Annotated in this window: 11 protein-coding genes; 9 read left to right on the plus strand and 2 right to left on the minus strand. The window is 73.2% G+C overall.

Features of this window, described 5'->3' with window-relative positions; genetic code table 11:
* The first annotated feature begins 40 nt into the window (after positions 1-40).
* Both DOO78_RS22485 and DOO78_RS22490 read left to right on the plus strand, forming a co-directional pair.
* Positions 41-451, plus strand: coding sequence for an NAD(P) transhydrogenase subunit alpha (locus DOO78_RS22485; protein WP_111472132.1), 411 nt, complete (start codon positions 41-43; stop codon positions 449-451).
* Positions 452-455: 4 nt separating this feature from the next.
* Entirely contained in the window at positions 456-1,865 is a 1,410-nt protein-coding gene (locus tag DOO78_RS22490) for an NAD(P)(+) transhydrogenase (Re/Si-specific) subunit beta (protein WP_111472133.1), read from the plus strand.
* 51 nt (positions 1,866-1,916) lie between these two features.
* Here the strand turns inward: DOO78_RS22490 and DOO78_RS22495 are convergent, their stop codons facing one another.
* Positions 1,917-2,603 (minus strand): isochorismatase family protein, encoded by a 687-nt coding sequence (locus DOO78_RS22495; RefSeq protein ID WP_111472164.1) that lies wholly within the window; start codon positions 2,601-2,603, stop codon positions 1,917-1,919.
* Positions 2,604-2,689: 86 nt separating this feature from the next.
* Between DOO78_RS22495 and mgtA the strand changes: the two genes are divergently transcribed.
* From mgtA to DOO78_RS22530, 7 genes are all read left to right on the plus strand, one after another.
* The gene (gene mgtA, locus DOO78_RS22500) at positions 2,690-5,224 is read left to right on the plus strand and encodes a magnesium-translocating P-type ATPase (protein WP_111472134.1); all 2,535 of its coding nucleotides are present in this window, start codon (positions 2,690-2,692) and stop codon (positions 5,222-5,224) included.
* An 87-nt stretch (positions 5,225-5,311) separates the two neighbouring features.
* Positions 5,312-6,493, plus strand: coding sequence for an ABC transporter substrate-binding protein (locus tag DOO78_RS22505; protein WP_111472135.1), 1,182 nt, complete (start codon positions 5,312-5,314; stop codon positions 6,491-6,493).
* Positions 6,494-6,503: 10 nt separating this feature from the next.
* Positions 6,504-7,364: a branched-chain amino acid ABC transporter permease gene (locus DOO78_RS22510; protein WP_111472136.1), complete on the plus strand. Its 861-nt coding sequence runs from the start codon at positions 6,504-6,506 to the stop codon at positions 7,362-7,364.
* On the plus strand, positions 7,361-8,290 hold the full coding sequence (locus DOO78_RS22515; protein WP_243634745.1) for a branched-chain amino acid ABC transporter permease: 930 nt from the start codon (positions 7,361-7,363) through the stop codon (positions 8,288-8,290). The genes DOO78_RS22510 and DOO78_RS22515 overlap by 4 nt, the downstream gene beginning before the upstream one ends.
* Positions 8,287-9,039, plus strand: coding sequence for an ABC transporter ATP-binding protein (locus DOO78_RS22520; RefSeq protein WP_111472137.1), 753 nt, complete (start codon positions 8,287-8,289; stop codon positions 9,037-9,039). The genes DOO78_RS22515 and DOO78_RS22520 overlap by 4 nt, the downstream gene beginning before the upstream one ends.
* Positions 9,032-9,760, plus strand: a complete 729-nt coding sequence (locus DOO78_RS22525) for an ABC transporter ATP-binding protein (protein ID WP_111472138.1) — start codon at positions 9,032-9,034, stop codon at positions 9,758-9,760. Before DOO78_RS22520 ends, DOO78_RS22525 begins: the two co-directional genes overlap by 8 nt.
* A 25-nt stretch (positions 9,761-9,785) precedes the next feature.
* Positions 9,786-10,877: a 5-methyltetrahydropteroyltriglutamate--homocysteine S-methyltransferase gene (locus DOO78_RS22530; protein WP_111472139.1), complete on the plus strand. Its 1,092-nt coding sequence runs from the start codon at positions 9,786-9,788 to the stop codon at positions 10,875-10,877.
* A gap of 60 nt (positions 10,878-10,937) precedes the next feature.
* Here DOO78_RS22530 and DOO78_RS22535 read toward each other — a convergent pair whose 3' ends face one another.
* Positions 10,938-11,168 (minus strand): hypothetical protein, encoded by a 231-nt coding sequence (locus DOO78_RS22535; protein WP_111472140.1) that lies wholly within the window; start codon positions 11,166-11,168, stop codon positions 10,938-10,940.
* Positions 11,169-11,513: the final 345 nt, after the last annotated feature.

Below are 11,513 nucleotides of genomic sequence, written 5' to 3' on the forward strand. Positions count from 1 at the left end.
GGGGCCCGCACCGGCCGGCGTCTCCGAAGGAGACACCCGCATGAATCCCACCGACCTGGCCAACCAGGCCACGGCGCAGGCGCAGAACGCGCTGCGCCTCGCCGAGCAGGCGCGGCAGATCGCCGCGACCGCCGGCGCGCATGTCGAGCCCGTCCTCGCCGCGGCCGACCCCTTCCTCTTCCTGCTGACGATCTTCCTGCTGGCCTGCTTCGTCGGCTACTACGTGGTCTGGAACGTCACCCCGGCGCTGCACAGCCCGCTGATGGGCGTGACCAACGCCATCTCCTCGGTCATTGTGGTCGGCGCCATCCTCGCCACCGGGCTCGGCGAGAGCACCGCCGCCAAGGTCTTCGGCTTCCTCGCGGCGATGCTGGCGGCGGTGAACATCTTCGGCGGCTTCATCGTCACCCGCCGGATGCTGGCGATGTTCCAGCCGAAGAAGAGGGGCTGAGGCCGTGAGCGCGACCTTCTCGACCCTCGCCTATCTCGTCGCCGCCGTCCTCTTCATCCTGGCGCTGCGCGGCCTGTCGCATCCGGAGACCTCGCGGCAGGGCAACCTCTACGGCATGGTCGGCATGGCCATCGCCATCGTCGCCACGCTGTTGCGGCCGGGCATGTCCTTCGGCGGCATCGGGCTCATCGTCGTGGCGCTGGCCATCGGCGGCGGCGTCGGCAGCTACATCGCCACCCGCATCCAGATGACGGCGCTGCCGCAGCTCGTCGCCGCCTTCCACTCCCTGGTCGGCATGGCGGCGGTGCTGGTGGCGGCGGCCGCCTTCTACAACCCGGAGAGCTTCGGCATCGGCCATGCTGGCGCCATCCATGGCGGCTCGCTGGTCGAGATGTCGCTCGGCCTCGCCATCGGCGCCATCACCTTCTCCGGCTCGGTGATCGCCTTCGCCAAGCTGCAGGCGCTGATGTCGGGCGCGCCCATCACCTTCAAGGGGCAGCACTGGCTCAATCTCGGCCTCGGCCTGCTGCTGCTGGTGCTGATCGTCTCCTTCGTCTCCTCGGGAAACGACGCGCTGTTCTGGGCGATCGCGCTGCTCGCCTTCGCCCTCGGCTTCCTGCTCATCATCCCGATCGGCGGCGCCGACATGCCGGTCGTCGTCTCCATGCTGAACAGCTATTCCGGCTGGGCGGCGGCGGGCATCGGCTTCACCCTGCAGAACCTGCTGCTGATCATCACCGGCGCGCTGGTCGGCGCCTCGGGCGCGATCCTGTCCTACATCATGTGCAAGGGCATGAACCGCAGCATCATCAACGTGCTGCTCGGCGGCTTCGGCACCGATAGCGGCGCGGCCGGGGCGGCCGCCGGCGCGGGCGGCGACCGCGGGCCGGTGAAGGCGGGCAGCCCGGAGGATGCCGCCTTCATCATGAAGAATGCCGGCAAGGTCATCGTGGTGCCGGGCTACGGCATGGCGGTCGCCCAGGCGCAGCAGGTGCTGCGGGAGATGGGCGACCTGCTGAAGAAGGACGGCGTGCAGGTGGAATACGCCATCCATCCGGTCGCCGGCCGCATGCCGGGGCACATGAACGTCCTTCTCGCCGAGGCGAACGTGCCCTATGACGACGTGAAGGAACTCGAGGAGATCAATCCGGAATTCGCCGAGGCCGATGTCGCCTATGTCATCGGCGCCAACGACGTCACCAACCCGGCGGCCAAGACCGACAAGGCGAGCCCGATCTACGGCATGCCGATCCTCGACGTGGAGCGGGCCAAGACGGTCTTCTTCGTCAAGCGCGGCATGTCCTCGGGCTATGCTGGCGTCGACAACGAGCTGTTCTTCCGCCCCAACACCATGATGCTGTTCGGCGACGCGAAGAAGGTGACGCAGGAGATCGTCCAGGCGTTGCAGAAATAAGCCTGGCATCCGGACGGGAAGGGGGCGCTGCCGCGGGGCAGCGCCCCTTTTTCATGCCGGCTCGTTGGCGCCGAGCGCCGCCCGCAGCTCGGCCCCGGTGGTCAGCCAGCCGAAGAACTGCGCGACGTTGAACTCGGTCGCCGCCTGCGCCCCGGGGCCGGCCGCCATGGTCGCGTCCGTCACCATCACGGGGAAGAATTCCCGGTGATAGGCATCCCGGATCGTGCTCTCGACGCAGACATTGGTGGCGACCCCGATGACGATCAGGCTCCGCACCCGTCGCGCCCGCAGGATCTGCTCGAGGCCGGTGCCGGCGAAGCCGCTGTAGCGGGTCTTCGGCACCAGGATGTCGCCCGGCCGCGGCGCCAGCGCCGGCACGATCTCATGGTCCCAGGTGCCGTGGGTGATCAGCTTGCCGGCATAGGCCTCGTTCTCGCGCATGAACCGCAAGGCGTTGGACTTGTGCCAGACCGGGGCGCTGGGCGGCGCCTCCCGCTGGTCCGGCGAGAAGCCGTTCTGCAGGTAGATCACCGGGATGCCGGCGGCGCGGCAGGCGGCGGCGACGCGGGCGCATTCCTCGATCACCGGCGGCGCGCCGGAGACGTCGAAGCCGCAGAGGTCGATGTAGCCGCCCTTGGAACAGTAGGCGTTCTGCATGTCGACGACGATGAGCGCCGTCTCCTCAGGGATGACGGCGATCGGGGCCGGGCGGGCGGCAAGCTGGACGGTGCGCGGCATGGCGGTCTCCTCGGCCTGGACCCGGCTGGCCAAGCATCGCGCATGCCAGGAGGGCGGATGGCGGCGCCCCGCGGCATACTGGCGCCATGCCACATCCGCCCAGCCCGGTCCCGTCCCGCCGCCCCCGTGCCGAAGCCGCCGCCGCCTTCTGGACGCGCCCGACCGATGACTGGCTCACCCGCCTCGGCAGCTCGCCCCAGGGCCTTTCGGCCGGGGAGGCGGCGCGCCGAGTCGCGGCCGGGGCCGGCAACCGGCTCGCCGGCCAGGCCCCGGCCGCCCTCCTGCGCCAGGTCGGCCGGCGCCTGGCGGAGCCGCTGGTCGCCATCCTGCTCGTCGCCGCGCTGGTCTCCGGGCTGACCGGGGACTGGCCGGGCTTCGGCATCATCCTCGGCATCGTCGGCGTCTCGGTCGCCATGGACGTGGTGCAGGAGAGGCGGGCGGAGCAGGCGGCGGCGGCGCTGCGCGACAGCGTCGCGGTGCAGGCGGCGGTGCTGCGGGACGGCACCCGCCAGTCCGTGCCGGTCGAGGCGCTGGTGCCGGGCGACGTGGTGCTGCTCGCGGCCGGCGGGCTGGTTCCGGCGGATGGGCTGGTGCTGGCGGCCGAGGGGGCGCAGCTCAACGAGGCGCTGCTGACCGGCGAGCCCTATCCCGTCGCCAAGCAGCCCGGCCCGGCCCGGGGCGCCGACCTCGCCGAGGCGAGCAACGCCGTCTTCGCCGGCACCGCCATGGTCGCCGGCAGCGCCCGGATGCTGGTGGTGGCGACCGGCCGGGCGACGCGACTCGGCGGCATCGCCGCCGGCCTCGCGGCGCGGCGCCCGCCCACCGCCTTCGAGCGCGGGCTGCGCGGCCTCGGCCTGCTGATCCTGCGGCTGACCGTCTTCCTCGTGCTTTTCGTCCTGCTGGCGCATCTCGCCTTCCACCGCCCGGCGATCGAGAGCTTCCTCTTCGCCGTCGCCCTGGCGGTGGGGCTGACGCCGGAGCTGCTGCCGATGGTCACCACCGTCACCCTCTCGCGCGGGGCGCTGCGCATGGCGGCGCGGCGGGTGGTGGTGAAGCGGCTGGCCGCCATCCACGACCTCGGCGCCATGGACGTGCTCTGCACCGACAAGACCGGCACGCTGACCGAGGCGCGCATCACCCTGGCCGAGGGCGGGCCGCCCGAGGCGCTGCGCATGGCGGCGCTGAATGCCGGCCTGGCGGGCGGCGTGCCGACGCCGCTCGATGCCGCCATCCTCGCCGCCCGGCCGGTGCCCGAGGGCTGGCGCGCCCTGGCCGAGCTGCCCTTCGGCTTCGAGCGGCGGCGCTCCGCCGTGCTGGTGGCAGGGGAGGGGCGGCGCCTGCTGGTGGTCAAGGGCGCGCCGGAGGCGGTGCTCGCCGCCTGCACCGCCGCCGCCGCCGGCCCCTTCGACCACGCCGCCCTGCTGGCCGAGGCGGAGGCGCGCGGCGCCGCGGGGCTGCGCCTGCTCGGCATCGCGCTCCGCGAGGTGCCGGAGGACGAGGCCGTCACCGGGCCGGAGGCGGAGCGCGACCTCACCTTCCTCGGCTTCCTCGCCTTCCTCGACCCGCCGAAGCCCTCGGCCGGCGCGGCGGTGGCGCGGCTCGCGCAGCTCGGCATCCGCACTAAGATCGTCTCCGGCGACGCCGCCCCGGTGGTGCGCCACCTCGTCCAGTCCCTCGGCCTGCCGGCGGAGGGGTTACTGACGGGCGAGGAGATCGCCCGGCTGGACGACCAGGCGCTCGCCGGCCAGGTGGAGCGGGTCGATCTCTATGCCCGCGTCTCGCCCGACCAGAAGCGGCGCATCCTGCTGGCGCTGAAGGCGCGGGGGCACACCGTCGGCTTCATCGGCGACGGCATCAACGACGCGCCGGCGATCCACGCCGCCGATGCCGGCATCTCGGTGCAGGAGGCGACGGAGGTGGCGCGCGCCGCCGCCGACCTCATCCTGCTGGCGCCCGATCTCGGCGTGCTGGCGGCGGGGGTGAAGGAGGGGCGGCGGACCTATGCGAACGTCATGAAATACGTCCGCATGGGCACCTCCTCGAATTTCGGCAACATGCTCTCCATGGCGGTGGCCTCCATCGCCATCCCCTTCCTGCCGCTGCTGCCGGCGCAGATCCTGCTCAACAACCTGCTCTACGACCTGTCGGAGACCGGCATCCCCTTCGATGCCGTGGACCCCGCCGACCTGGCGGCGCCGCATGGCTGGGACATGCGGGCGGTGCTGCGCTTCACCCTGGTGATGGGCCCGCTCTCCTCCCTCTTCGACCTCGCCACCTTCGCGCTGCTGCTGCGCGGCTTCGGGGTGACGCCGGAGGTGTTCCGCACCGCCTGGTTCGTCGAGAGCATCACCACGCAGATCCTGGTGATCTTCCTCATCCGCACCGCCGGCCCGGTCTGGCGGGCGGCGCCACCGCACCCGGTCCTGGTCGCCACCTCGCTCGGCGCGCTGGCGATCGCGCTCTTCCTCGCCCTCGGGCCCTTCGCCACGGCGCTCGGCTTCGCGCCGCTGCCGCTCGCGGTGCAGGCGATGCTGCTCGGGCTGGTCGCCGCCTACCTGGCGGTGGCGGAGGGGCTGAAGCGGGTGGCGGTGCGCGCGGGCGGCGGCGGGCTTGCCCTCTGACCCGGCGGGGCGAGACACTCCGGCGCAGGCCAGCGAAGCTGGAGCAGATCCCGTAGGCCCGACGGGGCAAGGGGCGAGGGGAGGAGCATGCAAGCACGAGTGACGCGCCGCGCGGCGCTGGGGGCCGGCGCCGCCGCCCTGATCGCGCCCGCCCTGGCAGCGCCCGCCCTGGCGCAGGGCCGGCCGGCCCGGATCGGCCTGATCCTGCCGATGACCGGCCCCTTCGCCTCGACGGGGCGGCAGGTCGAGGCGGCGGTCCGCCTCTACCTCCGCCAGCGCGGCGAGAGCTTCGGCGGCCGCCGGCTGGAGATCCTGCTGCGCGACGACACCGGCACCGCCCCCGAGGTCACCCGCCGCCTGGCGCAGGAGCTGGTGGTGCGGGACAAGGTGCAGGCGCTCGCCGGCTTCGGCCTGACGCCGCTCGCCTTCGCCGCCGCGCCGGTGGCGACGGAGGCGAAGCTGCCGATGGTGGTGATGGCCGCGGCGACCAGCGCGATCGTCCAGCGCAGCCCCTTCATCCTCCGCACCAGCTTCACCCTGCCGCAGGTGACGGCGCCGATCGCCGAATGGGCGCTGCGCGAGCGGGTGCAGACCGCGGCCACCCTGGTGGCCGACTACGCGCCCGGCCTCGATGCCGAGCGGGTCTTCAAGGCGCGCTTCACCGGCGGCGGCGGGCGGGTGCCGCTCGAGCTGCGCACGCCGCTGCGCAACCCGGACTACGCCCCCTTCCTGCAGCGGGTGCGCGACGCCAAGCCGGAGGCGCTCTTCATCTTCGTCCCCTCGGGCGAGGGCGCGGCGGTGATGAAGCAATTCGCCGAGCGCGGCCTCGCCGAGGCCGGGGTGCGGCTGATCGGCACCGGCGACGTGGTGGACGACGACCTGCTGAACGACATGGGCCGGCCGGCGCTCGGCGCCGTCACCAGCCATCACTACTCCGCCGCGCATGACAGCCCGGAGAACAAGGCCTATGTGCAGGGCTTCATCGCCGCCAACCCGGGCATGCGGCCCAATTTCATGTCGGTCGGCGGCTGGGACGGCATGCAGCTCATCGCCGAGGCGCTGCAGGCGACCGGCGGCGGCGAGGGCGAGGCGCTGCTCGCCGCCATGAAGGGGCGGTCCTGGACCAGCCCGCGCGGCCCCATCACCATCGATGCCGAGACCCGCGACATCGTGCAGGATGTCTATATCCGCCGCGTCGAGGAACGGGACGGCCAGCTCTGGAACATCGAGTTCGACCGCCTGCCGGCGATGCGCGATCCCGGGACGTGAGGCGCCCGCCGTGCTGACCGTGCTGCTCGACGGCCTCGCCGCCGGCATGCTGCTCTTCGTGCTGTCGGTCGGGCTGTCGGTAACCCTCGGGCTGATGAATTTCGTCAACCTCGCGCATGGCGCCTTCGGCATGGCGGGCGGCTATCTCTGCGTGGTGCTGCTGAACCGCCTCGGCCTGCCCTTCCTGGCCTGCCTGCTGGCCGCCGCCCTCTGCACCGGGCTGCTCGGCCTGGCGCTGGAGCGGCTGCTCTACCGCCGCCTCTATGGCCGCGACCATCTGGAGCAGGTGCTGTTCTCGATCGGCCTCGTCTTCATCGCCGGCGCGGCGGTGGACTGGCTGATGGGGGCGCGGCAGCAGCTCATCACCCTGCCGCCCTGGCTCAGCGGCCGGGTGGAGCTGGGCGGGGTCGGCCTTGGCGTCTACCGGCTCTTCCTCATCGCCGTCTGCACCGGCCTGCTGCTCGCCCTGCATCTCGGCCTGGTGCGGACGCGCTTCGGCAGCCGGCTGCGCGCGGCGGTGGACGACGCGGTGGTGGCGCGCGGCCTCGGCATCCCGGTCGAGCGGCTCTTCGCCGTGACCTTCGCGCTCGGCTCGGGCCTCGCCGGGCTCGGCGGCGCGCTCGGCGTCGAGGTGCTCGGCCTCGATCCGACCTTCCCGCTGAAATACATGGTCTACTTCCTGATCGTGGTCGCGGTCGGCGGCGCCAACACCGTCATCGGTCCCTTCCTGGCGGCGATCCTGCTCGGCCTCGTCGATGTCGCGGGCAAGTACTACCTGCCGCAATTCGGCGCCTTCGGCATCTACACCGCCATGGTGGCGCTGCTGATCCTGCGGCCGCAGGGGCTGCTGGCGCGGGCGGCGGCGCGGTGAGGCCGGCGCTCGAGGCCGGCTTCTGGCTGCTCGCCCTCTCCGGCTTCTGGCTGATGCCGGAGCAGCTGCCGCTGCTCGGCCAGGCGGCGATCGCCGCGCTCTTCGTCCTCTCGCTCGACCTGCTGGTGGGCTATGCCGGAGTGCTCACCCTCGGCCATGCCGCCTTCTTCGGCCTCGGCGCCTATGGCGCCGGCCTCCTGGCGCAGCAGGGCTGGGGGGAGCCGCTCTCCGGCCTGCTCGCCGCGGCGCTGCTCGCGGGGCTGCTTGGCCTCCTCACCGCGCCGCTGGTGCTGCGCGGCGGCGACCTGCCGGCGCTGATGGTGACCCTCGGCCTCAGCCTCATGCTGGGCGAGGCGGCGAACAAGCTGCCGGGCCTGACCGGCGGCGCCGACGGCTTGCTCGGCGTCGAGATCTGGCCGGTGCTCGGCCTGTTCCGCTTCGACCTCCATGGCCGCACCGCCTTCCTCTACGCGCTGGCCGTGCTCTTCCTGCTCTTCCTGCTGGCGCGGCGGATCACCGCCTCGCCCTTCGGCCTCGCGCTGCGCGGCATCCGCGGCAATGCCCGGCGCATGCCGGCCCTCGGGACGCCGGTGCGGCGCCGGCTGGTCGCCGCCTATGCGCTCTCCGCCGCCTATGCCGGCATCGCCGGGGCGCTGCTGGCGCAGACCACGCAATTCGTCTCGCTCGACGCGCTCTCCTTCCAGCGCTCGGCCGAGGGGCTGCTGATGCTGGTGCTGGGCGGGCTCGGCGCGCTCTACGGCGCCATGCTGGGCGCCATCGTCTTCACCCTGGCGCACCACCTGCTGAGCGAGATGAGCCCGCTCTTCTGGCAGTTCTGGATCGGCCTGGCGCTGGTCGGCCTGGCGCTGGCCGGTCGCGGCGGGCTGCTCGGCCTCGGCGCGGCGCTGCTCGGGCGGCGGGCATGAGCGCGCTGGCGACCGAGGGGCTGACGCGCGACTTCGGCGGCTTCCGCGCCGTCGCCGATGTCTCGCTGGCGCTGGCCGAGGGGGCGCGGCACGCCCTGATCGGCCCGAACGGCGCCGGCAAGACGACGCTGGTGAACCTGCTCTCCGGCGCGTTGCGGCCGAGCGCCGGCCGCGTGCTGCTGGGCGGCGCCGAGATCACCGCGCTGCCGCAGCATGCGCGGGTGAAGCGCGGCCTCGCCCGCACCTTCCAGGTCAACCAGCTCTTCCCCGACCTCACGCCGGAGGGGGCGGTCGGCCTCGCGGTGCTGGAGCGGCAGGGGCTGACCGGGCGCTGGTGGCGGCCCGCCGCCGCCCATGCCGCCGAGCGCGAGGAGGCGCGGGCGCTGCTGGCCGGGCTGCGCTTCAGCGCCGCCGAGATGCGGGCGCCGACCCGCAGCCTGCCCTATGGCCGGCAGCGGCTGCTCGAGATCGCCCTGGCCCTGGCGCTGCGGCCGCGCGTGCTGCTGCTCGACGAGCCGGCCGCCGGGGTGCCGCCCGGCGAGAGCCGCGCCGTGCTGGAGGCGGTCGCCGCGCTGCCGCGCAGCGTGACGGTGCTGCTGATCGAGCACGACATGGACCTCGTCTTCCGCTTCGCCGAGCGCATCACCGTCCTCGCCCAGGGGGCGGTGCTGGCCGAGGGGCCGCCCGCGGCGATCGCCCGCGACCCGGCGGTGCGCGCGGTCTATCTCGGCGGGCCCGCGCATGGCTGAGCCGCTGCTGGCGCTGCGCGGGGTCGGCGCCGGCTATGGCGAGGCGGCGGTGCTGCACGACATCGCGCTCGAGGTCGCGCCGGGCGAGGCGGTGGCGCTGCTCGGCCGCAACGGCACCGGCAAGACCACGCTGCTCACCACCATCCTGGGCGCCGGGCCGCGGCTGCGCGCCGGCACGATCCGCTTCGCCGGCCGGGCGATCGAGCGACTGCCGAGCGAGCGGCGGGCCGCCCTCGGCCTCGGCTGGGTGCCGCAGGAGCGCAACATCTTCCGCTCCCTCACGGTGGAGGAGAACCTGACCGCCGTGGCCCGGCCCGGCCCCTGGACGCTGGCGCGGGTCTTCGCCCTCTTCCCGCGCCTGGCCGAGCGGCGGCGCAACCCCGGCGGCGCGCTCTCGGGCGGCGAGCAGCAGATGCTCGCCATGGGCCGGGCGCTGATGCTGAACCCGCGCCTGCTGCTGCTCGACGAGCCGACCGAGGGGCTGGCGCCGGTGATCGTGCAGGGGCTGCTCGCCGCCATCGCGCGCATGGTGCGCGAGGAGGGGCTGGCGGCGATCCTGGTCGAGCAGCATGCGCGGCTGGCGCTGCCGGTCACCGACCGCGTCGTCATCCTCGATCGCGGCCGGATCGTCCATGCCGGGCCGAGCGCCGCCCTGCTCGCGGCGCCGGAGGTGGCGGAGCGCCATCTCGGGCTGCATCATGCCGCCACGCCGGATCCCTGATCCGCGCCCCTACCGGAGAGACGCCATGCCGAACGGCAAGCCCCCCTTCCGCGCCGACCATGTCGGCAGCCTGTTGCGGCCGGTGCCGCTGCGCGAGGCGCGCGCCGCCCAGGCGCCCGACCTGCGGGCGATCGAGGATCGCTGCATCATCGAGGCCATCGCCGCGCAGCGGTCGGTCGGGCTGCGGGCGGTGACCGATGGCGAGTACCGCCGCGCCTTCTGGCATTTCGACTTCCTCGCCCGGCTCGGCGGCGTCGAGATGTACGAGGCCGACCAGGGCATCCAGTTCAAGGGCGGCCAGACCAAGGCCTATGGGCTGAAGGTGACCGGCCCGATCCGATACCAGGGGCATCCCTTCGTCGAGGATTTCCGCTTCCTCGCGGCGCAGGCCGGCGGGGCGGTGGCGAAGCAGACCATCCCCTCGCCCTCGGTGCTGCATTTCCGCGGCGGACGGCGCGCGGTCGATACCCACACCTATCCCGAGATGGACGGGTTCTTCGCCGATCTCGGCGCCGCCTACAACGCCGCGGTGATGGATTTCGCCGGCGCCGGCTGCCGCTACCTGCAGCTCGACGAGACCAACATCGCCTATCTCTGCGACCCGGAGCAGCTCGCCCAGCTCCGCAACCGCGGCGAGCGGGTGGAGGGGCTGCTCGAGACCTATGCCCGGCTGATCAACGCCGCCATCGCCGGGCGGCCGGCCGACATGGTGGTCTCGATGCATCTCTGCCGCGGCAATTTCCGCTCCATGCACATCGCGGCCGGCGGCTACGACCCGGTGGCGGAGGTGCTGTTCAACGGCATCGATGTCGATGCCTACTTCATGGAATACGACGACGAGCGCTCCGGCAGCTTCGCGCCGCTGCGCTTCCTGCCGAAGGGCAAGACTGTGGTGCTCGGCCTCGTCACCTCGAAGACCGGCGCGCTCGAGAGCAAGGACATGCTGAAGCGCCGCATCGAGGAGGCGGCGCGGCATGCGCCGCTCGAGCAGCTCGCCATCAGCCCGCAATGCGGCTTCGCCTCGACCGAGGAGGGCAACCTGCTCACGGTCGAGGAGCAATGGGCGAAATTGCGCCTCTGCGTCGAGCTGGCCGAGGAGGTCTGGGGCGGCCTCTGATCCGGCCGCGCCAAGGGGCGGGGACCAGGGGGCGGGGACCAGGGGGCGGGGGTGGGCCGGTCAGTGCTCCGGCCGCAGCGGCAGGCGCGGCAGTCCGGGCGCGCCCTGCCGGCGCAGCGTGGCGAGGTTCAGCCCCAGCGCGGTCGCCGTCGCGACGATGCCGAGGAAGACGGCCTCGCCCGGCAACAGCGCCAGCCCCACCAGGAGCGCGGCGCCGGCGAAGAGCGGCAGCGTCAGCGCCGGCAGGGCGGTGTCCGGATGGTCGCGGGGGAGAGGCGGGCTGGTCGTCATGGGCCACCGTGTCGCTGCGATGCAATAGACCGCTGATTCCAAACCCATGGCCGGAAGAGCGGCAGCCCAGGATGAGCGCGAACTGGTTGCCGGTCGGTGCATGGCGGGACGGTGGGGCGGGCAGGCGGGACGGGGCGGCGCGAGACCGGGCTGGCGCCGGCCCGTCACCGCTCGCCGGAGCATTGTCCGTTCACTCCGGTTCACGACAAATGCTCTAGCCTTTTGTTTTCAGAGCATCTTCACCCCTTCGGGTGTTTCCACTCGAACGGGATCTGCTCTAGGCTCGCCGCACGCGTGGTGCCCGGGCCCGTCCCGGCGGCGCCAGGACGCCCGCGGCAACCAAGG

Origin of the sequence: Roseicella frigidaeris (genome assembly GCF_003258945.1) — a bacterium.
Classification (GTDB): domain Bacteria; phylum Pseudomonadota; class Alphaproteobacteria; order Acetobacterales; family Acetobacteraceae; genus Paracraurococcus; species Paracraurococcus frigidaeris.

Bases quoted from the DNA above. Each gene is read 5' to 3' on its own strand.
- DOO78_RS22485 (WP_111472132.1), top strand. From the start codon at position 41: ATGAATCCCACCGACCTGGCCAACCAGGCCACGGCGCAGGCGCAGAAC.
- DOO78_RS22495 (WP_111472164.1), bottom strand. From the start codon at position 2,603: ATGCCGCGCACCGTCCAGCTTGCCGCCCGCCCGGCCCCGATCGCCGTC.
- mgtA (WP_111472134.1), top strand. From the start codon at position 2,690: ATGCCACATCCGCCCAGCCCGGTCCCGTCCCGCCGCCCCCGTGCCGAA.
- DOO78_RS22505 (WP_111472135.1), top strand. From the start codon at position 5,312: ATGCAAGCACGAGTGACGCGCCGCGCGGCGCTGGGGGCCGGCGCCGCC.
- DOO78_RS22520 (WP_111472137.1), top strand. From the start codon at position 8,287: ATGAGCGCGCTGGCGACCGAGGGGCTGACGCGCGACTTCGGCGGCTTC.
- DOO78_RS22525 (WP_111472138.1), top strand. From the start codon at position 9,032: ATGGCTGAGCCGCTGCTGGCGCTGCGCGGGGTCGGCGCCGGCTATGGC.
- DOO78_RS22530 (WP_111472139.1), top strand. From the start codon at position 9,786: ATGCCGAACGGCAAGCCCCCCTTCCGCGCCGACCATGTCGGCAGCCTG.
- DOO78_RS22535 (WP_111472140.1), bottom strand. From the start codon at position 11,168: ATGACGACCAGCCCGCCTCTCCCCCGCGACCATCCGGACACCGCCCTG.